The organism is Roseomonas indoligenes (assembly GCF_017813365.1).
Classification (GTDB): domain Bacteria; phylum Pseudomonadota; class Alphaproteobacteria; order Acetobacterales; family Acetobacteraceae; genus Roseomonas; species Roseomonas indoligenes.
The window spans coordinates 143,393-168,832 of sequence record NZ_JAGIZA010000005.1 but is presented as its reverse complement, the minus strand read 5'-3'; the positions used below and the strand labels follow the sequence as shown (position 1 = coordinate 168,832).

Genomic DNA, 25,440 nt, shown 5'->3' with positions numbered 1-25,440 from the left:
GTCCCGAAGCGTTTCAGCCCGGGAGGATGGCGGTGGCCTCGATCTCCACCCGGGCCTCGGGCTCGGCCAGGGCCACCACCTGCACCAGCGCCATGGCAGGGAAGTTGCGGCCCATCACGGCGCGGTAGGCACGGCCGAGGTCGGGCAGGCAGCCCCGGTACTCCTCCATGTCCACCACGTACCAGGTGAGGCGGCCAATATGCTCCGGGCCGGCGCCTGCCTCCTTCAGCACGGCCAGGATGTTGCGGAGCGCCCTCTCGGTCTGGGCGACAAAACCTTCTGCGAAGCGGCCCGCCTCGTCCCAGCCGACCTGGCCGCCGACGAGGACAACCTTCCCGTGGCCGGCCATGCCGTTGGAGTAGCCCTTCGGGGCGGGCCAGCCAGGGGGCTGGAGGTTCTGGAGCGGTCCGCTCATGCCGGGATCTCCTGGCCTGCCGCGTTGCCGCATTCGTCCTGGTAGCGCAGCAGGGCGGCGCGCAGATCGGGCGGCACCGGGGTGCTGGTGCGGGTGGCGAGTTGGGTCGTGGCGGTGACGAGGTCCAGCCGCGCCAGCTCCTCTTCCCCGCGGTGGATGTGCATGTCGAGGGCGTAGGAAGCGTTGCCGACACGCCGCAGGAGCGGCGTCATGAGAACCTCGTCCCCCATCGTGCCCGGGCGCATGAAAGTCCCGGCGGCGTGGACGAAGCCGGTGCCGATGCCGCGCGCCGCGTGCATCTGGTGGAAGTCGATCCCCAGGCGGAGGCGGAACAGGTCCTCCACCGCCGCGTTCGCCATGGCGAACCAGTTGGGGAAGAAGAGGATGCCGGCCGGGTCGCAGTCGCCGAACCGGATGCGGAAGGGGGCGCGGAAGGCGGCGGCAGGTAGGGAGGAGGCCGGGATCGGCGCCGGGCGGCTCATCCCGCGGCCATGCGGCGGAGCGCGAAGCGCTGGAGCTTGCCGGACTCCGTGCGGGGCATCGCCTCCAGGAACTCGACGGCGCGCGGGGCCTTGAAGGGCGCGATCTCGGCCTTCACGTGCTCCTGCAGGGCCTTCACCAGCGCCTCACCCGGCAGGTAATCGGACTTCAGCGCGACATAGGCCTTTACGATCTGCCCGCCCTTGCCGTCCGGCGCGGCCACCACGCCGCATTCCCGCACGGCGGGATGGGTAAGCAGGGCGCCCTCCACCTCGGGCCCGGCGATATTGTAGCCGGCGGCGATGATCATGTCGTCGCCGCGGCCCTGGTAGCGGAAGAACCCGTCCTCCTCCTGCACGTAGACGTCGCCGGGGATGTTCCAGCCCTGGCGGACGTAATCGGTCTGCCGGGGGTCATCGAGGTAGCGGCAGCCGATGGGGCCGCGCACGGCAAGCCAGCCCACCGTGCCGCGCGGCACCTCGTTGCCATCGTTGTCCACGACCTTGGCCTGGTAGCCCGGAACGGGAAGGCCGGTGTAGCCGGGCCGCAGCGTCTCCTCCGGCGCGGCGAGGTAGATGTGCAGCATCTCCGTCCCGCCGATGCCGTCCATCAGGCGCAGGCCGGTGGCCTTCTCCCAGGCGTCGAAAATGGCCTTGGGCAGGGTTTCGCCGGCGGAGACGCATTTGCGGAGGGAGGAGATGTCGAACCCATCCACCTTCTGCGCCATCACGCGGTAGGCGGTGGGGGCGGTGAAGCAGATGGTGGCGCGGTACTTCTCGATGGCGGGCAGCAGCTCGTCCGGCCCCGCCTTCTCCAGCACGATGCCCGTGGCGCCGATGCGGAAGGGGAAGAGGACGAGGCCGCCCAGGCCGAAGGTGAAGGCGAGGGGAGCGGAGCCGATGAAGCGGTCCGAGGGCTCCGCGCGCAGGACGTGGCGGGCGTAGCCGTCGCAGATGATCAGCATGTCCCGGTGGAAGTGCATCGTCCCCTTCGGCAGGCCGGTGGTGCCGGAGGTGAAGCTGATAAGGCAGACATCGTCCGCGGCCGTGTCGCAGGCCGTGAAGTCCGGGGAGACGGCGTCGCAGCGGGCCTCGAGATCGCCGTTGCCCCAATAGGCGAGGTGGCGGAGGTGGTTCGCCTCGGCGGCGGCCTTCTCCATCTCGTCGCGCAGCTTGACGTCGCAGAGGGCGTGGGTGATCCGCGCCTTCTCCATCATCTGGCCCAGCTCCTTCGCGCGGAGGAGAGGCATGGTGGCCACGACCACGCCGCCCGCCTTCAGCACGGCAAGGTAGGTGGCGACCATCCAGTTGTTGTTGGCGCTGCGGAGCAGGACGCGGTTGCCCGGCACCATGCCCAGCTCCCCCGTCAGCACGTTGCAGATGCGGTTCACCCGGTCCAGCAACTGCGCGTAGGTGAGCGTCTCCTCGGGGGAGATGAGGGCGGTGTGGCCGCCGCGGCCATTCGCCACGTTGCGGTCCAGGAACTCCACGGCGCAGTTCAGGCGCTGCGGGTACCTGTAATCCTCCATGTCGAAGGCGAGTTCGGGCCAGAGCTCGCGCGCGGGCAGGTTCTCGCGCGGGAAGGTGTCGGTATGCGCGCTGGGCGCGAAATCCGGCGTGGAGCCGGACCAGACGTTCTGCTTCATACAGCCCCCTCGGACCGCGCGCGCTCGGCGCGGGCGATGTCGCGCTCGGCGCGCGCGATGATGATCCGCTGCACTTCGCTGGCGCCCTCGTAGACGCGCAGCGCGCGAACCTCCCGGTAGAGTTTTTCTGCGGGGTGGTCGTGGACGACGCCGTGCCCCCCGTACATTTGCACGCAGCGGTCGGCCACGCGCTGCGCGGCCTCCGTTGCGTGGAGCTTGGCCATCGACGCCTCCCGCGAGACGCGGGGCGTGCCGGCATCCTTCAGCCAGGCGGCGCGGTAGACGAGGAGGGCGGAGGTCTCTACGTCCACCGCGCTCTCGGCGATGGCGGCCTGGGTCATCTGCTGGTCGAAAAGCGGACCGCCGAAAAGCTGGCGGTCGCTGGCGCGCTGCACGGTGAGGTCCAGGGCGTGACGGGCGAAGCCGAGGGCAGCCGCGCCTACGGTGGCGCGGAACACGTCCAGCGTGGCCATCGCGACCTTGAAGCCATCGCCCGGCGCGCCGAGCCGGTGGCTGTCCGGCACGCGCATGCCCTCGAAGCGCAGCGTCGCGAGGGGGTGGGGGGCGGAAACCTCGATGCGCTCCGCGATCGTCAGGCCGGGGGTGTCGGCCGGGACGAGGAAGGCGGTGAGGCCCTTGGCTCCCGGCGCTTCGCCAGTGCGGGCGAAGACGAGGTAGGTGGCGGCGATGCCACCATTGCTGATCCAGGTCTTGCTGCCGTCGATGATCCAGCCGTCACCGTCGCGCAGGGCCGTGGTGGCCAACGCCGCCACGTCGGACCCCGCCTCGGGCTCACTGAGGGCGAAGGCGGCCAGGGCGGTTCCGGCGCGCGCGGCGGGAAGGTAGCGGGCCTTCAGTTCGTCGCTGCCGAAGAGGGTGATGGAACCGGTGCCCAGGCCCTGCATGGCGAAGGCGAAGTCGGCGAGGCCGGAATAGCGGGCCAGGGTTTCCCGCGCGATGCAGAGGGCGCGGACATCGAGCCTTCCGCTCTCCGGCGCGGCCATGCGGAGTAGCCCGGCCTCTCCCATGGAGCGGGCGAGGTTGCGGCAGGCCTCGTCGGTCTCTCCTTCGGAGAGGCGTTCGGCATGGGCGGCGGCCCAGGCTTCCACCTCCGCCGCCCATTCCCGGTGGCGGGGTTCGAGGAAGGGCCAGGAGAGGAAGTCGCGGTCGGGCATCAGTCGCCCTCGAAGACCGGGCGGCGCTTCGCGGCAAAGGCCTCGTAGGCGCGGCGGAAGTCCTTCGTCGTCATGCAGAGGGCCTGGGCGACGGCCTCGGCCTCAATCGCCTGCTCCACCGACATCGACCATTCCATGGCGAGCATCCGCTTCGTCATGGCGTTGGCGAAGCCAGGACCTTCCGTGATCTGCCGCGCCAGGTCCTGTGCGGTTTCCATCAGCGCCTCCGGCTCGACGGCGCGGGAGAAGAAGCCCCAGTCCAGGCCCTCCTGCGCGCTCATGGAACGGCCGGTGTAAAGGAGTTCCGAGGCACGGCCCTGGCCGATGATGCGGGGCAGGATGGCGCAGGCGCCCATGTCGCAGCCCGCGAGGCCGACCCTGTTGAAGAGGAAGGCGACCTTTGCGCGCGGAGTAGCGAGGCGGATGTCGGAGGCCATGGCGATAATGGCGCCGGCCCCGGCCGCGATGCCATCCACGGCAGAGAGGATGGGCTGCGGGCAGGCGCGCATGGCCTTCACGAGATCGCCCGTCATGGCCGTGAACTGCATCAGGCCCTTGGTGTCGCGGTCCAGCAGCGGGCCGATGATCTCGTGCACGTCGCCGCCGGAGCAGAAATTGCCGCCCGCGCCGGAGATGACGAAGGCGCCGATCGTGTCGTCCTGCACCGCTTCCCGGAAAAGGCGAACGAGCTCGGCGTAGGATTCGAAGGTCAGCGGGTTCTTCCGCTCCGGCCGGTCCAGCAGGATGGAGGCGACCTTGCCCTCCACCCTCAGGCGTACGTGCTGGGCGTTGAAGTCCTTCAGGCTCATGCGCCTGCCTCCGTGATTGCGGCGCGCACGCCGCGGCGGGTACGGTCCAGCAGGCGCAGCAGGGCGGCGCGGTCCGTGGCGGAAAGGCCGCCGAGAAGCTCGGCTACCCAGTCCTCATGCGCCTGGGTCTGTCGGGCGAAGTCGCGGCGGCCCTGGGGGGTGAGGCGGAGCGTGACGGCGCGGCGGTCCTGCTCCACCACGCGGCGTTCGATGAGCCCCTCCTCCTCCAGCCGGGCGGCAAGGCCGGTGACGTTGCCGCCCGTGACCATCATGCGGCGGCTGATCTCGCCAGGGGTCAGCCCGTCCTCGGCGCGCTCCAGCTGGGCGAGGAAGTCGAAGCGGGGGAGGGTGGTGTCGAAGTTCGCGCGCAGACGGCGCCGGATCTCGGCCTCGATCAGCCGCGCGCAGGAGAGCATGCGGAGCCAGAGGCGGAGGTCGTCCTTGTGGCCGGCGGGGGCGTCCGCCAGCGCCGTCTCGGCGTCGATGTGAAGGCTCACGGCACTTCGCCCCCGTCCACGGCCAGGGCGCGGCCGTTCACGGCGCTGGCGCCATCGCTGCACAGGAAGAGGACGGCGGCGGCCACCTCCTCCGGCTGCACCAGGCGGCCCTGGGGGTTGTGCTTCGCCAGCTCGGCGCGGGCCTCCGCCTCACTTCGGCCGGTCTTCGAGACGATCCGCGCGACGCTCTCGGCGACGATGTCGGTCTCGGTGAAGCCGGGGCAGACGGCGTTCACCGTGATGCCCTTGGCCGCCACCTCCAGCGCCAGGGCTCGGGTGAGGCCGAGCACGGCGTGCTTGGAGGCGACATAGGCCGAGACGTAGGGATATCCCCGCATCGCAGCGGTGGAAGCGATGTTCACCACCCGGCCCCAGCCCCCGGCCAGCATCCCCGGCAGGGCCGCCCGCGTGGCGGAGACGGCGCCGAGCAGGTTGACCCGCAGCATACGGTCCCAGAGCGCGTCGTCGGTCCTCAGGAAGGGGGCGCTCTCGGCGGCGCCGGCGGCGTTGACGAGGATGGCGGGGGTGCCGGCGCGGGCGATGGCAGCCGCTACGGCGCCTTCGGCCGTCACGTCCGCCACCTCGAAGCCTGCGGCCTTCCCGGCGGCCGTGGCGGCCTGAAGCGGGCCTTCGCGCCGGCCAAGGACGGTGACGCGGGCACCGGCGGCCGTCAGGGCAGCCGCGATCTCCAGGCCGATGCCCGTGCCGCCCCCCGTGACCATTGCGTGCCGACCGGCGATACCATCCATGATGCTTGAAGCCTAAAATGTTTTCCGGGCGGCCCGCAAGCGTGTTGAAAGCGCCTTTGCTTGAAGCCTAAACTATTTCCGGTTCGGTCATCCAGGAGGCTCCCCATGCGGATAGCAGTCATCGGCGGCGGGCCGGCCGGCCTCTACTTCGCGATCCTGATGAAGCGGGACCGGCCGGAGGCGCGGGTCACGGTGGTGGAGCGCAACCGGGCCGACGACACCTTCGGCTTCGGCGTGGTCTTCAGCGACCAGACCCTGGACACCTTCGAGCGGGCCGACCGCCCTTCCTACGAGGCGATCCGCGATGCGTTTGCCTACTGGGACGATATCGAGATCCACGCCAAGGGCGAGGTCCACCGGATCGGCGGCAACGGGTTCTGCGGCTGCTCCCGCCGCACTCTTCTCCTGCTGCTGCAACAGCGCGCGCGGGAGCTGGGGGTAGAGCTGGAGTTCCAGCGCGACGTGACGCCAGCCGACTTCCCCGATGCGGACCTGATTGTGGCGGCGGACGGCATCAACAGCGCCGTGCGGAACAGCGACCCCGTCCATTTCGAGCCCTCGGTGGACCTGCGCCCGAACCGCTTCACCTGGATGGGCAGCACCCGGCCCTTCGACGCCTTCACCTTCTTCTTCAAGGAGAGGCCGGAAGGCATCTTCATCGCCCATTGCTACCAGTACGAGGCGGGGGCGAGCACCTGGGTGCTGGAGGCGGACCCGGAGACCTTCGAGCGGGCCGGACTGGAAGGGAAGAGCGAGGCGGAGAGCGCGGCCTTCCTGGAGGAGGTCTTCGCGGAGGAACTGCAGGGCCATCGCCTGATCACCAACCGTTCCATGTGGCGGCAGTTCCCGATGATGCGCTGCAAGCGCTGGTCCAAGGGGAACGTGGTGCTGCTGGGGGATGCCAAGGCGACGGCGCACTTCTCCATCGGCTCCGGCACGAAGCTCGCCATGGAGGACGCCATCGCGCTGCATGGCGCCTTCATGAAGGGCGGCACGGTGGAGGAGGCGCTGCGGCGCTTCGAGACCGGGCGGCGCGTGGACGTTGAGAAAATCCAGCACGCGGCGGATGTCTCGCTGGTGTGGTTTGAGCACGTGGATCGGTTCTGGCACATGCCCGCCACGCGCTTCGCCTTCGGCGTGATGACGCGCGCCAAGGCGATCACCTGGGACAACCTCGCGCTGCGCGCGCCGGAGTTCGTGGAGGAGTCGCGCGAGTTGTTCGAGGAGGAGGTGCGTGCGGAGGGGCTTTCGCCGGCCGCCGGCGCGCCACCGATGTTCCAGCCGTTCAAGTTGCGCGACATGACCGTGCCCAACCGCGTGGTCGTTTCCGCCATGTGCCAGTACTCGGCAAAGGACGGCATGCCGGATGACTGGCACCTCATGCATTACGGCGCCCGCGCCACCGGCGGGGCGGGGCTGATCTTCACGGAGATGACCTGCGTCTCGCCGGAGGCGCGGATCACGCCGGGCTGCGCGGGGATCTGGAACGACGAGCAGGAAGCAGCCTGGAAGCGGATCGTGGACTTCTGCCACGCGCATGGTGCGGGGAAGGTGGCCCTGCAGCTCGGCCATGCCGGGCAGAAGGGTGCGTCCAAGCTGATGTGGGAGGGGATGGACCAGCCGCTGGAGGAGGGGGCTTGGCCCATCGTCTCCGCCAGCGCGCTGCCCTACTTCCCGAACAGCCAGGTGCCGCGCGAGATCACCCGCGCGGAGATGGACAAGGTACGGGACGACTTCGTGGCGGCGGCCAAGCGCGGCGCGCGAGCGGGCTTCGACATGCTCGAGTTCCACTGCGCCCACGGCTACCTGATGGCCAGCTTCCTCTCCCCGCTGACGAACCGCCGCACGGACGAGTATGGCGGCAGCCTGGAGAACCGGCTGCGCTACCCGCTGGAGGTGTACCGGGCCATCCGGGCGGTGTGGCCGGCGGACCGGCCGATGAGCGTGCGCGTCTCCGCCACGGATTGGGCGGAAGGCGGCACGACGGATGAGGACACGGTGGCGATCGCCCGGGCCTTCGCGGAGGATGGCTGCGACCTGCTGGACGTCTCCACCGGCCAGACGGTCGCGCGCAGCGCGCCGCAGTACGGGCGCATGTTCCAGGTGCCCTACTCCGACATGATCCGGAACGAGGCGAAGGTGGCCACCGTCGCGGTCGGCAGCATCACCAGCGCGGACCAGGTGAACACCATCCTGGCGGCCGGGCGCGCGGACCTTGTGGCTCTGGCGCGGCCGCATCTGGTGGACCCCGCCTTCACCATGGAGGCGGCAGCCCGATACGGCGTGCGGACCTTCTGCCCCCCGCAGTATCGCTGGGGTCAGGAGGCGCTTCTCCGCAACGCGGCGCGGGAGGAAGCGGACCTGATGGAACTGCGCCGCAAGGCCCGGCCGAAGCGCCACGCCAGGTAAAGGCGCCCGCTCCTCCGGCAACCCCGCCGCGACTCGGCCGTTTGTTGGGCGGGTCCATGATGAGGATGACATGCCGGACGAGGCGGGTGCCGAGACCGTGCTTCCCCTCGTCGAGGAAGTGCTCCGGATCGAGAAGCGCGCCGTGGAAACAGGGCGTGTCCGTGTCTCCCTCTCCACCGAGACGGTGGAGGAGGTGTTGCGCGAGACGCTACTGACGCGCGAGGCCGAGGTGGAGCGCCGGCCTGTGGGACGGACGGTGACCGAAGTCCCGAAGGTTCGCCAGGAGGGAGATGTCCTCATCATTCCCGTCGTCGAGGAGGTCCTCGTCGTCGAGAAGCGCCTTGTCCTGCGGGAGGAGATTCATCTCCGGCTCAGCAATGCGGAGCGGACTGTCGAGCATCCCGCCACGCGGCGCGTGCAGCGCGCCGTTGTGGAGCGCGTCCCGCCCGCGGCGGACTCCGCGGAATCCTGAGTCCGCAATTCGGAAGGCAGGGGCGGCTTTTCAGCCCCTGTCCACCCATCACGTCACGACAGGAGAGCACGCATGACCCGTACGATCACCGGTCTTTTCGACACGCGCGCCGAGGCCGACGCCGTCGTCGAGCACCTGCGCCAGCATGACGGCGTGAACCCCGGCAAGATTTCTGTCCACGGGGCGGCCACCACGGCTACGGGGGCAGGGGCGGCAGAGGATCGCGGCTTCTGGGCCTCGCTCCGCGATCTCTTCATCCCCGACGAGGATCGTTACGCCTATTCTGAAGGCATCCGCCGCGGCGGCTACGTGGTGACCGCCGAGCTGGATGACGCGCTGGTCGACCACGCCCTCGATATCTTTGAGCAGCACGGCGCGGTGGACCTGGACGCCCGCGAGGCCGAGTGGCGCGCCTCCGGCTGGAACGGCTATGAGGCCGACGACTCCGCCGGAACCGGCGTGCCGATGAACACCTCCGCCGCCGTGGGCGCCGCCACGATGGGCGGCACCTCCACCCCGGCCGTGGCTGGCACGCCGCTGCCGGTGGCCGGCGGAACGACGGCCGGTGGCGTGGGCACGAGCAGCACCGCGATGGGCGCAGGCGCCGCTGGGATGGGCAGCACCGCGATGGGCACGGACGCCGCTGGCATGGGCGCGATGGGTGCGAACGGCACGCGGGAGGAGCGCATCCCCGTCGTGGAGGAGCAGCTCCGCGTCGCCAAGCGCGAGATGAACAGCGGCCGAGTCCGTGTGCGGTCCTACATCGTCGAGACGCCGGTGAATGAGTCCGTGACGCTGCGCGACGAGCACGTGCAGGTGGAGCGCCGCCCGGTGGATCTGCCGCTCTCCGCCGCCGACGACGCCTTCCGTGAGCGGACCATCGAGGCCGTGGAGCATTCCGAGGAGGCCGTGGTCTCCAAGGAGGCGCGGGTGAAGGAGGAACTGGTCATCCGCAAGCAGGTGGAGGAGCGCACGCAGAACATCTCCGACACCGTGCGTCACACCGAGGTGGAGGTGGAGGACGACCGCAAGGCCGGCACCACTGCCGCCGGCACGACGACCACCGGCACGGGCCGTACGCCCGGCGTCTGAAGAGTTACCGAAATGGGGCAGGGGCCGTGGCCGAAGCCACGGCCCCTTCTCTATCCCAGCCCCGTGGCGCCCAGTACGGCGCGGGCGGCGGCCTCGCTGGGGCTGCCACCCTCGGCAGGGGCGAGCTGGTGCATCACGCGCCGAAAGCCCTCCCGCTGGGCCAAGGCCTCGGGACCGTCGGCGAGCAGGGCTTCGAGCCCGGCGGCCAGCGCGTCGGGGCGGCAATCCTGCTGGATGTATTCGGGGATGACGGCGGTGTCCGCCAGCAGGTTGACGATGCTGGCAAAGCGCACCTTGACCAGGCGCCGCGCAATGGCGGCGGTGATGGGGTTCACCTTGTAGCCCACCACCATCGGCACCCCCGCCAGCGCCACCTCCAGGGATGAGGTGCCGGATTTGATGAGGCCGACCGATGCGGCAGCATAGGCATCGTGCTTCTCCGCCACGTCACGGATCAGGATCGGACCGGGGGACCAGCCTCTTGCAGCCTCGCGCACGGCCTCCTCGACCGGACCGGCGAGGGGCACCACGGGGCGCAGCCCGGGGACGCGGGCGGAGAGCTGGCGCAGCGCCTCGCCGAAGACTGGCAACAGGCGGCGGATCTCCGTGCGGCGGCTGCCGGGCATGACGAGAATGACCCGCTCCTCCGGCCGCAGCCCATGGGCGGCGCGGAAGCGGGCGGCCTCACCCCGGTCCGCGCCGCTTTCCAGCACGGGGTGGCCGACGAAGGTCACGGGGATGCCTGCGCGCTCGAAGAAGGGCGGCTCGAAGGGGAGCAGGGCGAGGATGCGGTCCAGCCGGTGCGCCATCTCCTTCACCCGCCCCTGGCGCCAGGCCCAGACCTGCGGCGCGACGTAATGGATGACGGGGATGCCCAGCGGCTTCACGCGCTTCGCGAGCCGAAGGGCGAAGCCGGGGCTGTCGATCGTCACCAGAGCGGCCGGGCGGCGGGCGGTGATGTCCGCGACCGTCTCATTCATGCGGCGGGCGAGGCTGCGGAGGTTGGGCAAGACCTCCAGCAGCCCCATCAGGGCCAGTTCCCGCATGGGGAAAAGGCTCTCAATCCCCTCCTCGGCCATGCGGGCCCCGCCGACGCCGGCGAAAGCGAGTTCCGGCCGCATCTGCCGGAGCGCCGCGATCAGGCGGGCGCCGAGCACGTCGCCGGAGGCTTCCCCGGCGACGAGGTAGAGGAGGGGAGGCGGGGTCTCCGGCATGGCCGGATGCATAGGCGGCCCGGCGCGGCGGCGCGAGCCCCTACATGATCGGCGTGTAGCGGGCCATCTCGATGAAGATGTCGCGCACGGCATTCCCGAGCGAGCGGCTCAGTTCCTCCATGTTCGCCACCTGCTGGATCCGCGGCTCAGCCTGCTCCAGCGACTCCTCCGAGAGGATCAGCGGCAGCAACCCGGCGGCACGGCAGAGGCCGATGAGGAGGGAATCGCGCGGCTCGGGGATGTCGTCGTTGAAGATCACGCCGGTCAGGCGGGCCTTCACCTCACGCTCCTCCTTGTCGGAGATCATGGGGTAGCGGCGCTCCGGGAAGATCCAGAGGAAGCGCCCCTGCTCCTGTCGGAGGATGCCGTGGGCGACCAGCCGGGCGAAAATCTGGTCCCGATAGGTTTCCGCCTCGCGGCCGAGCGTCTCGATCCAGTAGCGGCTGTTATGGGGCATGTCCGCCTCCTCCGCGCCCGGGCCCGCATCCGCGGCGATCCGGGAGAGGACGGGGTCGAGAAGCGAATCGCCCGTGGGGGTAGGGTCGGCCACGAAGAGGCGCTGCGGGTCCGTGTCGATCCGGTTCCGCAAGGCGAGCTCCGCCAGGATGGCGCCGGCGACCGCGTACCCTGAGGCTGGGCCTGCCATCTCATGCAGGCGGCCGCTCCGGTCGTCGAGCATCAGGAGGATCAGCTCCTCCGGCATAGTGAGCGGCATCGGCCTTCCTTCCCGTCGGGTGGCGGAAGGAAGCCCCCGCCACCCGGGATCGTCAACCGGCGCTGCCGTAGAGCGCGGCGGGATCGGCCAGAACGGGTTCCAGCGGGCGGACCTCCTCCTCGGCCAGCCCCCAGGAGAAGCAGGAGCGGCGGCCGGTGTGGCAGGCCACGCCGTCCTGGTGGACGGTGGCGAGCAGCGCGTCCCCATCGCAGTCCAGGCGGAGGTCGATCAGGTGCTGCACCTGGCCGGAGGTCTCGCCCTTTCGCCACAGCCCCTTGCGGGACCGGCTGTAATAGGTGACCCGGCCCGTCCGCAGCGTCTCCTCTACCGCCTCCGCGTTCATCCAGGCGAGCATGAGCACCTCACCGGTGCCGTGGGCCTGGGCGATGGCGGCGACGAGGCCGTTCGAATCGGGCTTCAGCGCGGCCTGGAAGCGTGACCGAGCCTCGGGGGAGGGTGGGTTCCAGGCGGGAAGTCCGGCGGGGCGCAACGGTGATGCACCGGGCGCGCGGTTTGGCGGCGTGGTCATGGCGCCTATATAGGGCGGGCCCGCGCGGAAAGCCCGCGCGCGCCCGAGGACCGGATGCCCCACGGCGACCACCACCATCATGCCCCTTCGGACCCCGCCGGCGCCCTACGCGAGGCGGAAGCGGCCTGCCTGCGCCGCGGTGCCCAGCTGACCCCGCTGCGGCGGCGCGTGCTGGAGATGGTGCTCGAGGCGCCACAGCCCGTGGGTGCCTATGCGCTGCTGGACCGGTTGCGCGCCGAGCGGCCGGGCGCGGCGCCGCCCACCGTCTATCGGGCCCTGGACTTCCTGATGGCCCAGGGGCTGATCCACCGGATCGAGCGTCTGAACGCCTTCATCTCCTGCACCGAATCCGCGCATTCAGGAGGCGAGGAGCACCCGCACCAGTTCCTGATCTGCCGGAGTTGCGGGCGCACTGCGGAACTGTCCGACGATTCGGTGGTGGCGGCCGTGGCGGCCGCGGCGCTTGCCGCGGGCTTCAGCCCGGCACGGACCACGGTAGAGGTGGAAGGCACCTGCGGGGCTTGCGCGGCGTCGGATTGATCCAGGTGCAAGACGAGGTGTCGCCGAATTCACCTCTTCGCAAATATCACGGAATCGTGCGGATTGTTACCGTCTCCACCCGGCCGAAACGCGCCGGACATATCGGAGACGCTTATGAACTGTCGCATCCTCCCCACGCTCGGGCTTGCTCTGGCGCTCGGGGTTCCTGCCGCCGTGCAGGCGCAGACCCAGCTCGACTTCAGCCTCGTGAACCGCACGGGCGCCCAGATCGACGAGGTTCACCTCAGCCCCGTCAGCTCCAACTCCTGGGGCAGCGACGTGATGGGGCAGGACGCCCTGGCCGATGGCGGCTCCGTCGACATCCAGTTCAACCGCGGCGCGAACACCTGCAACTGGGATCTCAAGGTCGTCTACAATGACGGCGACCAGGCCGAGTGGCGCGGCCTGGACCTCTGCAGGATCTCCCGCGTGACGCTGTTCTGGGACCGCCAGGCAAACAGCACCCGTGCCGTGACGGAGTAAGAGGCGGGCGCCCCGCGCGCGGGGCGCCAATCCCGGATCGCGGCAGGACTCTCGAAGGCCATTCCTGCGGCTTCCCATTCGCGCAACAATCCCCATCGAAGAGGCTACGACGCCGTCCCGCGCCGCATTCCGCGGCAAGCGGGGCCCTTTCTGGGGAAACGACGCCATGCACGCGACCCGCCGCACCTTCCTTTCCCTGGCCGGAACCGGCCTGGGGGCCGGCATCGCCGCCTTGGCGCTGCCACAGGAGGCGGGGGCGCAGCCCACCGTGGCGGGCGCGCTGATCCGCAAGCCCATTCCATCCTCCGGCGAGATGATTCCGGTGATCGGGCTCGGCTCCGCCCGCCGCTATGAGGAGGTGAAGCCGGGCGAGGACGTCTCGCCGCTGCGCGACACCTTCCGCCGCTTCCACGAGCTGGGCGGGACGGTGGTGGACACCGCCCCTTCCTACGGCCAGGCCGAGGCGATCATGGGGGGGCTGATGGACGACCTGAAGATCCGGCCCTCCCTCTTTGTCTGCACCAAGGTCGGGGTGGACAACATCGAGCAGGGGCGGGCCCAGATCGATGCCTCCTTCAAGGCGCTGAGGACCGACCGGATCGACCTGCTGGCCGTTCACAACCTGCGCGACATCACCAATGAGCTGGCCTACCTGCGGGAGCTGAAGCAGGCGGGCTGGATCCGCTACCTCGGCGCCACCACGAGCTTCGACCGGCAGTACGAGGCCTTCGAGGCCATGATGCGCCGGGAGACGCTGGACGCCATCCAGATCGACTACGCCCTGGACAACCGCAACGCCGCCGAGCGGATCATCCCGCTGGCGAAGGAGCGGGGGATGGCGGTGTTCATCAACCTTCCCTTCGGCCGCGGCAGCGTGTTCCGCGCGACGCAGGGTAAGCCGCTGCCGGAATGGGCGGCGGAGATCGACGTGACGACCTGGGCGCAGTTCATGTTGAAGTACCTCGTCAGCCATGAGGGCGTGACCTGCGCCGTGCCGGGCATGGCCCAGGCCCGCTACGTGGACGACAACTTGCGCGCGGCCCAGGGGCGGATGCCGGATGCGGCGATGCGGCGCCGGATGGAGCAGTATGTCGATGCCCTCTGACAGCGGGGCCGGAGGGGACGGGATCGTCTACCGGGGCCTCAGGCGGATCATCGACCTGCGGCCGGAGGAGGCGGGCGCGCTGGCCTGGTCCTGGCTCTACGTCTTCGCGCTGTTCCTGGCCTATTCCGTGCTGCGCCCCATCCGCGATGAGCTTGGCGTGGCGGGCGGAACGGCAAATCTCGGCTGGCTCTTCACCGGCACGCTCCTCGCGATGCTGCTCGCCAACCCGCTCTACTCCAGCCTCATGCGGCGGATGTCGCGGGAACGGTTCATCGCCATCTCCTACCGCTTCTTCATGGCGAACCTGCTGGTCTTCTTCGTTCTGCTGCAGGTCGCGACGCCCGATCAGCATATCTGGATCGGGCGGGCCTTCTTTATCTGGATCTCGGTCTTCAACCTGTTCGTCGTATCGGTGTTCTGGTCCTTCGTCGTGGACTTCTTCGGCACGGAGCAAGGCAAGCGCCTCTTCGGCTTCCTGGCGACGGGCGCGACGGTCGGCGGCATCGCCGGCGCGAGCGTCACCTCCCTTCTCGTCGGCCTCATCGGACAGAACTGGCTGCTGCTCGTCTCGGTGCTCCTCATAGAGGTGAGCGTGCTGGCCGTGCATCGGCTGTCACGCTTCGGCACGGCACGCCGGGCCGCGGACGGATCCCCGGGCGAGGAACGGATCCCCGGCGGCATCTTCGCGGGGCTCACGCACACCCTCCGCTCGCCCTACCTGCTGGGGATCGCGGTCTTCATCCTGCTCTACTCCGTGACCTCCACCTTCCTCTACTCGCAGCAGGCCATCGCGGCGGCCGCCTATCCGAGCCGTGCGGCGCGGACCGAGTTCTTCGCGAACATCGACCTCATCGTGAACGTGCTGACGCTCGTGGCGCAGGTCTTCCTCACGGGCCGGGCGATCGCCTTCATGGGCGTGGCCCTGACCCTCTCGGTGCTGCCGCTCTTCAGCGTGATCGGCTTCGGGGCGCTGGCGGCGGTGCCCTCCGTTGCCGTGCTCGTGGCGGCCCAGGTCTCGCGCCGGGTCAGCAACTTCGCCCTGGCCCGGCCGACGCGGGAGGTGCTGTTCACCTCGCTTCCTCGGGAGGACAAATACAAGTCGAAGAACTTCATCGACACGGTGGTCTATCGCACGGGGGATCAGCTGGGCATCTGGACCGCCTCCCTCCTCACCTGGTCGGGCCTCGGCATGTCCGGCGTGGCGGTCTGGGCGGTGCCGATCTCGGTCGTCTGGCTTGTCGTCGCCTACTGGCTGGGCCGGCAGCAGGAACGGCGTGCCGCTCTTCCGCCCGCCATCGTCCCGGAGCACGGATGAGGCGGCCGGCGGCTATCCGATCGACTGGGAACGGATGCGGCCGACGCCGGCGGCCGCCATCTCCGCCCAGGCCTTGTCCAGGCTGCCATTGAGGTCGATGGCGCGGCAGGCGTCCTCGATCACGGTCGCTTCGAAACCGAGGCGGCGCGCGTCCAGCGCCGTCCAGGCCACGCAGAAATCGGTGGCGAGTCCGGCGACATAGAGCTTCCGGATGCCGCGGCTGTTCAGGTAGCCGTCCAGCCCTGTCCTCGTGGTCCGGTCGGCCTCCAGGAAGGCTGAGTAGGAGTCCACGCCGCGGTGATAACCCTTGCGGATCACCAGCTGCGCGTGCGGGATGGAGAGGGCCGGGTGCAGCGCTGCGCCCTCCGTTCCCATGACGCAGTGGTCGGGCCAGAGCACCTGGGTGCCATACGGCAGGCTGACCGTGCCGAAGGGCTGCTGCCCCTGGTGCTGGGAGGCGAAGGAGACGTGGTCCGGCGTGTGCCAGTCCTGCGTCAGCACCACGTTGGCGAAGTGCCGGGAAAGGGCGTTGATGACGGGCACCACGGCGTCCCCGTCCTTCACCGCCAGCGAGCCGCCGGGGGTGAAGCAGTTCTGCACGTCCACCACGATCAGGGCGGAATCGGCACCGGGGGTGATCGCGTGTCCCTTCGTGGTCAGCAAGGGAAGCCCGGCCAGGGCCGCGAACAGGGAACGGCGCCTCAGGGCCATGGAGGGCTTCCACTCGATCCGGTGCACGCCACGTGGCAAGCACGCGGCGTGCCGGATCAGCGCGGCAGGCGGTCCAGCGCCTGGGCGAGGTCGGCGATCAGGTCCTCCGGCTCCTCCAGCCCGATATGGATGCGGATGGCCGGGCCGCCGAGATTGGGGTCCTTCGCCGTGCGGGAGATGGAAGGCGCGGTGGGCAGGGCCAGGCTCTCATAGCCGCCCCAGGAGGCGCCGATGCCGAAGAGCCGGAGCGCATCCACCACCCTTTCCGCATCCGCCTCCGTGTAGCGGGGCTGCAGCACCATGCCGAAGAGCGAGCAGGCGCCGCTGAAGTCGCGCGTGAAGAGGGCGTGCTGAGGGTGGGAGGGCAGGGCGGGGTGCAGCAGGCGCAGCACCTCGGGCCGCGTCTCCAGCCAGCGCGCAACCGTTAGCCCGTTCTCCGCCTGCTGGCGCAGCCGCACGGGAAGGGTGCGAAGGCCGCGGAGGCAGAGCCAGCAATCATCCGGGCTGGCGAACTGGCCGAGCTGGCTCGCGGCGCCCTTCACGATGTGCCAGTCCTCAGGGTTGTTCACCGTCACGCTGCCGAGCAGCACGTCGGAATGGCCGCCGGCATACTTGGTCAGGGCCTGGATGGAGACATCCACGCCGTGCTGGAAGGGCTGGAAGGTGTGGAAGCCCCAGGTGTTGTCCATCAGCACCTTCGCGCCGGCCGCATGGGCGGCGCGGGCGATGGCCGGGATGTCTTGCAGCTCGAAGGTGTGGCTGCCCGGGCTCTCCGTATAGACGACCTTCGTGTTCGGGCGGATCAGCGCGGCCATCCCCGCCTCGTCCACGGTCGGGTCGTAGTAGGTGGTCTCGATCCCGAAGCCGGCCATCAGCCCATCCGCGAGGTTGCGGACCGGGCCGTAGACGCTGTCCGGCACCAGGCAGTGGTCGCCGGCCTTCAGATAGGCGAGGAGCGGGACCATGCAGGCCGCGAGGCCGGTGCCGACGATCAGCGCGCGGGTGCCGCCCTCGATCTCGGCGACCATATCCTCCAGCATGTGGTGCGTGGGGCCGCCGGCGGTGCCGTAGGTCAGGACCTGCTCGTAGCGCTGCGCCGCCGCGGACTTGCGGGATTCGCAGTCCGGGAACAGCACGGTGGAGCCGCGATGGACGGGCGGGTTGACGAAGCCGTGCGCCTTCGCCCCCGCGCGCCCGTGATGGGACATGCGGGTGGCGAAGCCGAGGTTCTGGTCCTTCGGATCGGCCATCAGGCGGTTCCCTTCGCGGCGTCGGGCGTCACCTTCGGCGTCTCCGGCCGAAGCCCCCACTCCGTCCAGGACCCATCATAGACGGAGCCCTCCGGAAGCCCGGCCTGAACGAGGCCGAGGGCCAGGACCGTCGCGGTGACGCCGGAGCCGCAGGAGAGGATCACGGGCTGCTCCCGCTCCACCCCGGCCTTCTCGAAGCGGGCGAGGAGCTGGTCCGGCGGCAGCATCGTGCCGTCCTCCGCCAGAAGCTCGGTGAAGGGAATGTTGGCGGCGCCGGGGATATGCCCGGCGACGAGGCCGGGGCGCGGCTCCGGCGCGGTGCCCTGGAAGCGGGCGGCGGCGCGGGCGTCGATGATCAGCGCCTCGCCGGAACCCTGGCGGACGATGCGCTTGATGTCGCCGATGCCGCGCAGGCGGTCGGCGCGGAAGTCCGGGACGAAGGTGGCGGCCGGGGCAGGGGCGGCCTCGCCGGACTCGGTCGGGCGGCTCTCCCGCTTCCACTTGGGCAGGCCGCCATCGAGGACGAAGGCCTTCTCATGCCCCATCAGCCGCATCAGCCACCAGCCGCGCGCGGCGGAGCGCAGCCCGTGCGCCCCGTCGTAGAAGACGACGCGGCTCTCATTCGAGATGCCAAGGTCACCCGCCAGCTTCGCGAAGCGCGCGGGGGTGGGAACCATATGCGGCAGCGTGCTGTCGGGGTCGGCGAAGACGTCGATGTCGAAGAGCCGCGCGCCGGGGATGTGCGCCTCGGCGAAGGCGGCCTTCTTGTCGCCGGGCTCGCCGGGCAGGACCAGGGAGCAGTCCAGCACCACGAGATCGGGCTTGCCGAGCTCGCCGGCCAGCCATTCCGTGGAAACCAGGGTGTTCTTCGCTTCGGTCGTCACTTGTCTTCCTCCACCAGCACGATGTGGATGCGCCGGTTCTGCTTGCCCTTGCTTTCCATCTTCGTCACCTCCACCCGGCCGATCTCTCCGGTGCGGCGGACATGGGTGCCGCCGCAGGGCTGGAGATCGACGGGGGCGTCCTCCGCGCCGATCCGCACCAGCCGGATCTGGCCGGCGCCGCGCGGGGGCTGGACGGAGAGGGTGCGGACGAGGCCGGGATTGGCGTCCAGCTCCGCCTCCGTGATCCAGCGCTCGCCGATCGGGTGGTCGCCCGCGATCAACTCATTCAGCCGCTCCGTCACCCATTCCTTCGTCGGCGGCTCGGGCAGGTCGAAGTCCAGGCGGGACTTCTCGGCGCCGATCTGGTTGCCGGTGGCGTAGATGCCGGGCATCGCCGCGCAGAGGAGGTGCAGCGTGGTGTGCATCCGCATGTGCCGGTGGCGGCGGTTCCAGTCCAGCCGCGCCGCGACCCTGGTGCCCGCGGGCGGGACCGTGGCGCCGGGGGCGGGCACGTGCAGCGCGGAGCCGTCCGGGCCTTTCACCGTGTCGGCCACAGCCATCTCGCCGCCGTCCCAGACCACGGTGCCGGTGTCGCCGGGCTGGCCACCGGCACGGGGGTAGAAGACGCTGGAGTCGAGGATCACCCCGGCCTCGGAGGATTCCAGCACGGTGGCCGGGTTCTCCGCGGCGTAGGCATCTTCCCGGAACAGGGGCTGTGTCGGCATCAGCGGGTCCATTCGTCGCGCAGCCGCGCGTGGTTCACCTGGAGCCAGAGAAGCGCCAGGGCGGTGGGGGCGTTCCGGATGCGGTTCTCCGCCACCATGGCGAAGGCTTCGGCGGCGTCCACCACCTGCACCGCCGTCTCCTCCTCCTCGCTGGCCAGGCCGCGCGTGCCGGCGGGGCCCTTCTCCAGCGAGACGCAGGCGAGGTGGAAGTGAACCCGCTCATCCGCATAGCCCTGGTGGAGCATGAAGGTGCCCATCGGCTCCAGCCGGGTGGGGGAAAGGCCGGCCTCCTCCTCCAGTTCGCGCCGCGCGGTGTCCGGCACGCTCTCGCCCGGCTCCACCAGGCCGGCGGGAAGCTCCACCATTCGCGGCTCCTCGCCGGCGGCGAGGGCGGGGAGGCGGAACTGCTCGATGAGGGCGATGCGGTCCGTCACCGGATCCCAGGGGAGGATCATCGTGGCCTCGCCGCGCCGGGCCAGTTCCCAGGTGAGGGGGCCGGAGAGGGTGCCGTCCCGCCGCCGGTAGCGGAAGCGCACGCGCTGCAGCGGGAAGCGCCCGTTCCAGACCACCTCGTCCGATTCCGGGTGATAGAGCGGGTGGGGCGGTACGGGCGGGGCCGTCTTCGGCCGCTCAGGGGGGCGTTCGGCGGGCCGGTCGGGGGCGGCCGGGCCGTCACTCTCGGTCTTGCGGGCGGTCATGCGGCGCGGAGGCTACAGCGGATCGGCAGCGGGCGTAATCACCCCCGCCCCGGGGCTTGCCCCCCGCGCCAGGGGACGTGAAGAGAGCCCTGCGGCCGCGCGACGGCCCTTTGGAGGCCCGTCCTGGAAGAACGTCCGATGACCCCCGCCCCCTCGGCACGCGCCGTGCGGCTGCGGGCGATCCTCTGCGTCACGGGCTCGGCCGGGTTCTTCGCCCTGGCGGCGGCGGCGGTGAAGGCGCTGCAGGGCGGCATCCCGCTGGCGGAGACGGTCTTCTTCCGCAACGCTCTGACCCTGCCCTTCCTGCTCGCGCTGGCGCACTGGACGGCGCCGGGCGGGCTGCGGAGGGCCTTCCGCACCCGCCATCCGCGCCGCCACCTGGAGCGGCTGGCGGGCGGGCTGTTGGGGATGTTCGGCTCCTTCTACGGCTACGTGCACCTGCCGCTCGCCACGGTGACGGCGCTGAACTTTACCATGCCGCTCTTCCTCATCCTGCTCTCCGTCCTGCTGCTGCGGGAAAGGGTGGGGGCGGGCCGCGTGGCGGTCATCCTGGTCGGGTTTCTCGGCGTGCTCCTGATGGTGCAGCCGGGCGGCGGGGGCGGGCTGCATCCCGGCGCGGTGGCGGCGGTGCTCGCGGCGGCGCTGGGCTGGGCCTATGCCATGGTCTCGATCCGCCTGATGGGGGAGACCGGGGAGCCGGGGATCACGATCGTGCTCTGGTTCGCGATCGGTGCCGCATTGGTGTCGGGGGTGCTCGCCCTTCCGGGCTGGGTGGCACCCACGCCCAGGCAATGGGGATTGCTGGTGGTGGTGGGGCTGCTCTCCGTGGTGGCCCAGCTCTTCATGACGGCGGCCTATCGCGCAGCGGAGACCACGCTGCTCGCGCCCTTCGAATATTCCGCCATCCTCTGGACGACGGCACTCGGCGTCGTCCTGTGGGGCGAGGTGCCGGACGGGTGGGACCTTGCGGGGTTCGCGCTGCTCGTCGGGGCAGGGCTGGCGATCTGGCGCATGGAGCTGGGCGGCAAGGGCTGACTGGCGGGCAGCCTACTAATCAGGGGTGGTGAGGTGGCTCGTCGGCACCGCCAAGGCCGATCGCGCCGCCCAGGCCCAGACCCCCGCCCATCGCCATGCCGCCGCCCATCCCGCCCCCGCCGCCCCCGGACCTGCCCTCGCCGCGGCCCTCGCCCTTTTCGCGGCCGCCCGCAGCGGAGGGACGGGCCGGGCCCTGCCTGGGAATCTGAAGGCTCGCCGGGATGGGATCGAGGTCCAGGGCCTCCCGGATGAAGTCGCGGAGCGCCACGACCAGCTCATGCGTGTGGACGGGCTTGCCGGCCACCAGCTCGCGCGCGGCGCGCTCGGCAAGGCGGACGTGCTGATCCGTGCCGAGGAGGATGATGTCCGACAGGGCGGCCTCCACCGCGTCCCGGATCCGTCGGGCGCGGTCCGAGCCCGCGGCCTCCAGATCGATCGCCGGGGCCGCTTCCCCGTCCCCGCGCAGGTCGCGCCGATGGCGGGGATCGACGGCCAGGTCGCCGGTAAAGGAGCCGCCGAGGGTCTTGTAGGCAGCGATCAGAGTCCGCAGCCGCTCGTTGATCTGGCGGTTCATCCGCTCCCGCCGCTGCTGGATCGTGGACATCACCAGCAGGCGGATGCCGACGCCGATCAGGGTCACGAGCGCCAGGCCGAGCAGCGTGCCGAGCAGGCCCTGCCAGGAGGTCAGGTCGATGTTCCGCAAGACCCGTCCTCCGGAGGTGGTCGCCTCCTCAACGCCGCCGGAGGAGGAAGTTCCCTACGAAGCTTCTCGCTGGATCGCCTCCGCCAGCGCGCGCGCCTCGACGGCGGCCTGGCCGCGGGGCGCGGATTCCACCACGCCCAGCCCTTCCGCAAAGGCGGCGGCGAAGGCGGTGCGGTTGCCGAAAGGCGAGGGGAGGAGGGGCAGCTTCCGTCCGACCAGGGCGGCCGCCACGTCCTGCGCCGCCCGGCCCTGGGCCGGCACGCGGTTGAGCATGAGGGCCACGGCCCGGCCTTCCGCCGCGGCCACTTCCAGCGTGGCCTCCATGGCCCAGACATCGGGCATGGAGGGCTGCAGGGGGATAAGGACGAGGTTCGCGGCGCGCATGGCGACGCGGCTGTCCGTATCCGCATGGGGCGGGGTGTCCAGGACGACAAAGTCCGCCTCCTTCCCCAGCCGGGTGACGGCCTGGGGCACGCGCCAGCCGGAGGGGCTCTCGAAGGCCAGGGGCGCGGCGTCCTTGGGGCGGAGCCCGTGCCAGCGGGTGAGGGTGGCCTGCGGGTCCGTGTCGGCCAGGGCGACCCGGGCGCCGGCTTCCACCAGGGCCACCGCCAGGTTGGCGGCGACGGTGGACTTGCCTGCCCCGCCTTTGCGCTGTGCCACTGCCACCACGAAGGCCATGATCCGACCCTTGCCGATTCCGGCATCACCCTAGACCTGTTTCGTCCGCGGCATGCATCCCGCGTTCCGGATGCGTTAGAGGGCCATGATCTCTCCTGCCCCAGCCCGGCCGGAATGGCCGCTCGATCTGCTCTCCCCTGCTGCCATGGCGCGGGCCGATGCCGCTTCCTCGGTCCCGGTGGGGGCGCTGATGCTGGCGGCCGGCCGGGCGGTCGCCCGGGCGGCCATGGAGCGTTTCCGGCCCTGCCGGACGCTGGTGCTGGCGGGGCCGGGCAATAATGGCGGGGATGGCTACGTGGCCGCACGGCTGCTGATGGAAGCCGGCTGGCCCGTGGCCGTCGCGGTGCTGGCGCCGCCCCGGCCAGGCGGGCCGGCCGCGGAGGCGGCCGCCCGCTGGAAGGGGCCGGTGGTTCCGGTCCGCCCAGAGGAGACGTCCCGGGCGGGGCTGGTGATCGACGCCCTGCTGGGTGCCGCCCCCACCCGCCCCTTACCGAAGGCGGTGGTCGAGACGCTGCGCGCGGCTGGAAGGCCGGTCCTGGCCGTGGATGTGCCGAGCGGGCTGGATGGCGGCACCGGGCAGCCACTTGGCGATGTGGCCCGGGCGGCGCTGACCGTCACCTTCGCGCGGCTCAAGCCCGGGCACCTGCTCATGCCGGGGCGGCTGCTCTGCGGTGAGTTGCGCCTCACCGATATTGGTCTTCCCGAGGCGGCGCTGGCGGCTGGACTGGAAGGGGAGGCGGCGCGGACCTTCCGCAACGCGCCCGGCTTGTGGGGGCTGCCGGCCGAGGACCCGGCCGGCCACAAGTACCGGCGCGGGCACCTCGTGGTGGCAGGTGGGGCCATGCCCGGGGCGGCCCGGCTGGCGGCTGCGGCCGGGCGCCGGGCCGGTGCCGGGCTGGTGACCCTGGCCGCGACCGAGCCGGAGGCGGCAGCGGCCTTCCGGGCCGGGGAGCCGGGGATCATCGTGGCCGGGCCTCCGGTGGAGCCCCTTTTGGAGGATGCGAAGCGCGGCACATGGGTGATCGGGCCCGGGCTGGCGCCGGATGGGACGGCGCGCTCCCTCCTCGCCGGCGCCCTGGCCGCCGGGCGGACGGTGGTGGCGGATGCGGGGGCGCTGGGCGCCTTTGCCGGAACTCCTGACGACCTGCGGGGTGTTGCCGTCCTGACACCGCATGAGGGGGAATTCGCCCGGCTCTTCGGGCCGGTCGGGCCGGATCGGGTGGCGGCGGCCCGGGGCGCGGCGGCGCGGCTCGGGGCCGTGCTGGTGCTGAAGGGCCCGGACACCGTGGTGGCGGCGCCGGACGGGCGGGCCGCAATCAACCATAACGCCCCGCCGAGCCTCGCCACCGCCGGCACGGGCGATGTGCTGGCAGGGATTCTCGGTGGGCTGCTCGCCCAGGGAATGGCGCCGTTCGAAGCGGCCTGTGCGGCGGTCTGGCTGCAGGGCGAGGCGGCGCCGGAAGGGCCGGGGGTGGTGGCGGAGGACGTGGTGGCCGGCCTCCCGGCCGCCTTGCGGGCAGCCGGGGAGGCGGCGCGCCGCGCGGCATGTTTCAGCGCGCCGCTTGGAAAGCGGGCGCCCTTGGGGTAAGGGCGCGCAATTCGGCGCTGCGCTATGCGGGCGTGGTGGAATGGCAGACACGCTGGATTTAGGTTCCAGTGGCGCAAGCCGTGGGGGTTCAAGTCCCTCCGCCCGCACCAATAGGCCCGGCGCCGACCTGAACGACCTTGATGTGGAACTGAGCGAATGCAGGTGACGGAGCTCTCGGCCGAGGGGCTGAAGCGGTCCTTCTCGGTGGTGGTGCCGGCGGCGGATATCGAGGCGACGCGCGACAAGCGGCTCGCCGCGCTGGGCCGCGACCTGCGGATCCCGGGCTTCCGGCCGGGCAAGGTGCCCATGTCCGTGGTGAAGAAGCGCTACGGCACCGCCGTGACCGGCGAGGTGCTGGAGGAGCAGGTGCAGACCGCCACGCGGGACCTGCTGACCGAGCGCGGCCTGCGCCCGGCCCTCCAGCCGAAGGTGGAGCTGGTCGGCGACTTTGCCGATGGCGCGGACCTGGCCTTCAACATCGAGATGGAGGTCCTGCCGGAGATCCCGATGCCGGACTTCTCCGGGATCGAGGTGGAGCGCCCCCGCGCCGAGGTCTCCGATGAGGAGGTCCAGAAGGCCGCGGACGGCCTGGCCGTGCGGAACGCCAAGCTCGAGGACGTGACCGAGGAGCGCCCGGCGACCAAGGGCGACGTCGTTGTGTCCGATTTCGTGGGCCGGTTGGTCGAGGGCGAGGGCGACGACGCCGTTGTCGGCGAGCCCTTCCCGGGCGGCACGGCGAACGACATGCCGATCGAGGTAGGCGGCGAGGGCTTCATCCCCGGCTTCACCGAGGGTCTGGAGGGCATCCGCCCCGGCGAGACCCGCAAGGTGCGCGTGAGCTTCTCCGAGAGCTACGGCTCCGCCGAGCTGGCGGGCAAGCCGGCGGAGTTCGAGATCACGGCCAAGGCGCTGAAGACCCGCGCCCCGGCGCCGGCCGACGACGAGTTCGCCAAGTCCTTGGGCCTGGAGAGCGCCGAGAAGCTCCGCGAGGAGCTGCGGAACTCCATCCAGGGTGAGTATGACGGGCTGGCCCGGCTGCGGGTGAAGCGCGCCCTGCTCGACCAGCTGGCCGACCGCGCCGACTTCGCCGTGCCCGAGGGCATGGTGGAGGCCGAGTTCGGCCAGATCTGGCAGCGCGTGGAGGAGGACCGCAAGGCGGGCCGTCTGGACGCCGATGATGCCGGCAAGGACGAGGAGACGCTGCGGGCCGAGTACCGGAAGATCGCCGAGCGGCGCATCCGGCTGGGCCTCCTGCTCTCCGAGATCGGGCGGACGAACAACATCCAGGTCGGCCAGGACGAGCTGTTCCAAGCCATGCGCCGGGAGGCCGGCCGCTACCCCGGGCAGGAGAAGCAGGTCTTCGAGTTCTTCCAGAAGAACCCCCAGGCCCTGGAGAACCTGCGCGCCCCGATCTTCGAGGAGAAGGTCGTGGACTTCATGCTGGAGCTGGCCAAGGTGACGGACAAGACCGTGACCGTGGAGGAGCTTCAGGCGGCCTGATCAGGCCTGCTTCCTCACCCCGCT

At 70.9% G+C, this 25,440-nt stretch carries 27 protein-coding genes and 1 tRNA gene; 11 read left to right on the top strand and 17 right to left on the bottom strand.

What is annotated here, in order from left to right; genetic code table 11:
* Window positions 1-13 precede the first annotated feature (13 nt).
* From J5Y10_RS10445 to J5Y10_RS10415, 7 genes are read right to left on the bottom strand one after another with little or no spacing between them, the layout of a single operon-like run.
* Entirely contained in the window at window positions 14-415 is a 402-nt protein-coding gene (locus J5Y10_RS10445; RefSeq protein WP_209373317.1) for a RidA family protein, read from the bottom strand.
* On the bottom strand, window positions 412-897 hold the full coding sequence (locus J5Y10_RS10440; RefSeq protein WP_209373315.1) for an acyl-CoA thioesterase: 486 nt from the start codon (window positions 895-897) through the stop codon (window positions 412-414). Before J5Y10_RS10440 ends, J5Y10_RS10445 begins: the two co-directional genes overlap by 4 nt.
* Window positions 894-2,540, bottom strand: coding sequence for an AMP-binding protein (locus J5Y10_RS10435; RefSeq protein ID WP_209373313.1), 1,647 nt, complete (start codon window positions 2,538-2,540; stop codon window positions 894-896). The genes J5Y10_RS10440 and J5Y10_RS10435 overlap by 4 nt, the downstream gene beginning before the upstream one ends.
* Window positions 2,537-3,715: an acyl-CoA dehydrogenase family protein gene (locus J5Y10_RS10430; RefSeq protein WP_209373311.1), complete on the bottom strand. Its 1,179-nt coding sequence runs from the start codon at window positions 3,713-3,715 to the stop codon at window positions 2,537-2,539. Before J5Y10_RS10430 ends, J5Y10_RS10435 begins: the two co-directional genes overlap by 4 nt.
* The gene (locus J5Y10_RS10425) at window positions 3,715-4,524 is read right to left on the bottom strand and encodes an enoyl-CoA hydratase family protein (RefSeq protein WP_209373309.1); all 810 of its coding nucleotides are present in this window, start codon (window positions 4,522-4,524) and stop codon (window positions 3,715-3,717) included. The genes J5Y10_RS10430 and J5Y10_RS10425 overlap by 1 nt, the downstream gene beginning before the upstream one ends.
* The gene (locus J5Y10_RS10420) at window positions 4,521-5,021 is read right to left on the bottom strand and encodes a MarR family winged helix-turn-helix transcriptional regulator (protein ID WP_342452890.1); all 501 of its coding nucleotides are present in this window, start codon (window positions 5,019-5,021) and stop codon (window positions 4,521-4,523) included. The genes J5Y10_RS10425 and J5Y10_RS10420 overlap by 4 nt, the downstream gene beginning before the upstream one ends.
* Complete coding sequence (locus J5Y10_RS10415; RefSeq protein WP_209373307.1) at window positions 5,018-5,770, bottom strand: SDR family NAD(P)-dependent oxidoreductase; 753 nt, start codon at window positions 5,768-5,770, stop codon at window positions 5,018-5,020. The genes J5Y10_RS10420 and J5Y10_RS10415 overlap by 4 nt, the downstream gene beginning before the upstream one ends.
* Before the next feature lie 105 nt (window positions 5,771-5,875).
* Here J5Y10_RS10415 and J5Y10_RS10410 point away from each other — a divergent pair, with 105 nt between their 5' ends.
* The 3 genes from J5Y10_RS10410 (at window position 5,876) to J5Y10_RS10400 (ending at window position 9,743) form a co-directional block, all read left to right on the top strand.
* Entirely contained in the window at window positions 5,876-8,179 is a 2,304-nt protein-coding gene (locus J5Y10_RS10410; protein ID WP_209373305.1) for a bifunctional salicylyl-CoA 5-hydroxylase/oxidoreductase, read from the top strand.
* 70 nt (window positions 8,180-8,249) lie between these two features.
* A complete protein-coding gene (locus J5Y10_RS10405) occupies window positions 8,250-8,651 on the top strand; it encodes a DUF2382 domain-containing protein (protein WP_209373303.1) in 402 nt (133 codons plus the stop codon).
* Between the two features lie 72 nt (window positions 8,652-8,723).
* Window positions 8,724-9,743, top strand: coding sequence for a YsnF/AvaK domain-containing protein (locus J5Y10_RS10400; protein ID WP_209373301.1), 1,020 nt, complete (start codon window positions 8,724-8,726; stop codon window positions 9,741-9,743).
* 50 nt (window positions 9,744-9,793) lie between these two features.
* Here the strand turns inward: J5Y10_RS10400 and lpxB are convergent, their stop codons facing one another.
* From lpxB to hisI, 3 genes are read right to left on the bottom strand one after another with little or no spacing between them, the layout of a single operon-like run.
* On the bottom strand, window positions 9,794-10,957 hold the full coding sequence (gene lpxB, locus J5Y10_RS10395) for a lipid-A-disaccharide synthase (protein ID WP_209373299.1): 1,164 nt from the start codon (window positions 10,955-10,957) through the stop codon (window positions 9,794-9,796).
* 40 nt (window positions 10,958-10,997) lie between these two features.
* Window positions 10,998-11,672, bottom strand: a complete 675-nt coding sequence (locus J5Y10_RS10390; RefSeq protein ID WP_209373297.1) for a GOLPH3/VPS74 family protein — start codon at window positions 11,670-11,672, stop codon at window positions 10,998-11,000.
* Between the two features lie 52 nt (window positions 11,673-11,724).
* Window positions 11,725-12,201: a phosphoribosyl-AMP cyclohydrolase gene (gene hisI / locus J5Y10_RS10385; protein ID WP_209373295.1), complete on the bottom strand. Its 477-nt coding sequence runs from the start codon at window positions 12,199-12,201 to the stop codon at window positions 11,725-11,727.
* Window positions 12,202-12,255: 54 nt separating this feature from the next.
* Between hisI and J5Y10_RS10380 the strand changes: the two genes are divergently transcribed.
* The 4 genes from J5Y10_RS10380 to J5Y10_RS10365 all read left to right on the top strand — a co-directional run bounded on the left by J5Y10_RS10380 (window position 12,256) and on the right by J5Y10_RS10365 (window position 15,644).
* On the top strand, window positions 12,256-12,741 hold the full coding sequence (locus tag J5Y10_RS10380; RefSeq protein ID WP_209373293.1) for a Fur family transcriptional regulator: 486 nt from the start codon (window positions 12,256-12,258) through the stop codon (window positions 12,739-12,741).
* A gap of 114 nt (window positions 12,742-12,855) precedes the next feature.
* The gene (locus J5Y10_RS10375; protein ID WP_209373291.1) at window positions 12,856-13,224 is read left to right on the top strand and encodes a hypothetical protein; all 369 of its coding nucleotides are present in this window, start codon (window positions 12,856-12,858) and stop codon (window positions 13,222-13,224) included.
* Window positions 13,225-13,390: 166 nt separating this feature from the next.
* Window positions 13,391-14,329, top strand: coding sequence for an aldo/keto reductase (locus tag J5Y10_RS10370; protein ID WP_209373289.1), 939 nt, complete (start codon window positions 13,391-13,393; stop codon window positions 14,327-14,329).
* The gene (locus J5Y10_RS10365) at window positions 14,313-15,644 is read left to right on the top strand and encodes an NTP/NDP exchange transporter (protein WP_209373287.1); all 1,332 of its coding nucleotides are present in this window, start codon (window positions 14,313-14,315) and stop codon (window positions 15,642-15,644) included. Before J5Y10_RS10370 ends, J5Y10_RS10365 begins: the two co-directional genes overlap by 17 nt.
* Window positions 15,645-15,656: 12 nt before the next feature.
* Here the strand turns inward: J5Y10_RS10365 and pncA are convergent, their stop codons facing one another.
* From pncA to J5Y10_RS10340, 5 genes are read right to left on the bottom strand one after another with little or no spacing between them, the layout of a single operon-like run.
* Window positions 15,657-16,355: a bifunctional nicotinamidase/pyrazinamidase gene (gene pncA / locus J5Y10_RS10360; protein ID WP_209373285.1), complete on the bottom strand. Its 699-nt coding sequence runs from the start codon at window positions 16,353-16,355 to the stop codon at window positions 15,657-15,659.
* A 56-nt stretch (window positions 16,356-16,411) separates the two neighbouring features.
* A complete protein-coding gene (metC, locus tag J5Y10_RS10355; protein WP_209373283.1) occupies window positions 16,412-17,605 on the bottom strand; it encodes a cystathionine beta-lyase in 1,194 nt (397 codons plus the stop codon).
* Window positions 17,605-18,489, bottom strand: a complete 885-nt coding sequence (locus J5Y10_RS10350; RefSeq protein ID WP_209373281.1) for a sulfurtransferase — start codon at window positions 18,487-18,489, stop codon at window positions 17,605-17,607. The genes metC and J5Y10_RS10350 overlap by 1 nt, the downstream gene beginning before the upstream one ends.
* Window positions 18,486-19,214 carry an alanyl-tRNA editing protein gene (locus tag J5Y10_RS10345; protein ID WP_245214528.1) on the bottom strand — a complete coding sequence of 243 codons (729 nt, stop codon included), beginning with the start codon at window positions 19,212-19,214 and terminating at the stop codon, window positions 18,486-18,488. Before J5Y10_RS10345 ends, J5Y10_RS10350 begins: the two co-directional genes overlap by 4 nt.
* On the bottom strand, window positions 19,214-19,912 hold the full coding sequence (locus J5Y10_RS10340) for an NUDIX domain-containing protein (protein ID WP_209373277.1): 699 nt from the start codon (window positions 19,910-19,912) through the stop codon (window positions 19,214-19,216). The genes J5Y10_RS10345 and J5Y10_RS10340 overlap by 1 nt, the downstream gene beginning before the upstream one ends.
* A gap of 138 nt (window positions 19,913-20,050) precedes the next feature.
* Here J5Y10_RS10340 and J5Y10_RS10335 point away from each other — a divergent pair, with 138 nt between their 5' ends.
* Window positions 20,051-20,947, top strand: a complete 897-nt coding sequence (locus J5Y10_RS10335) for a DMT family transporter (RefSeq protein WP_209373274.1) — start codon at window positions 20,051-20,053, stop codon at window positions 20,945-20,947.
* Between the two features lie 19 nt (window positions 20,948-20,966).
* Here the strand turns inward: J5Y10_RS10335 and J5Y10_RS10330 are convergent, their stop codons facing one another.
* Both J5Y10_RS10330 and parA read right to left on the bottom strand, forming a co-directional pair.
* Window positions 20,967-21,650, bottom strand: coding sequence for a hypothetical protein (locus J5Y10_RS10330; RefSeq protein ID WP_209373272.1), 684 nt, complete (start codon window positions 21,648-21,650; stop codon window positions 20,967-20,969).
* A 54-nt stretch (window positions 21,651-21,704) separates the two neighbouring features.
* Window positions 21,705-22,328 carry a ParA family partition ATPase gene (gene parA / locus J5Y10_RS10325; RefSeq protein WP_209373269.1) on the bottom strand — a complete coding sequence of 208 codons (624 nt, stop codon included), beginning with the start codon at window positions 22,326-22,328 and terminating at the stop codon, window positions 21,705-21,707.
* A gap of 85 nt (window positions 22,329-22,413) precedes the next feature.
* On the opposite strand from parA, the gene J5Y10_RS10320 reads away from it, so the two are divergent.
* From J5Y10_RS10320 to tig, 3 genes are all read left to right on the top strand, one after another.
* On the top strand, window positions 22,414-23,916 hold the full coding sequence (locus J5Y10_RS10320; RefSeq protein ID WP_245214525.1) for an NAD(P)H-hydrate dehydratase: 1,503 nt from the start codon (window positions 22,414-22,416) through the stop codon (window positions 23,914-23,916).
* 26 nt (window positions 23,917-23,942) lie between these two features.
* Window positions 23,943-24,026 (top strand) — tRNA-Leu (locus J5Y10_RS10315).
* Between the two features lie 46 nt (window positions 24,027-24,072).
* Window positions 24,073-25,416, top strand: coding sequence for a trigger factor (tig, locus tag J5Y10_RS10310; protein WP_209373267.1), 1,344 nt, complete (start codon window positions 24,073-24,075; stop codon window positions 25,414-25,416).
* Window positions 25,417-25,440: the final 24 nt, after the last annotated feature.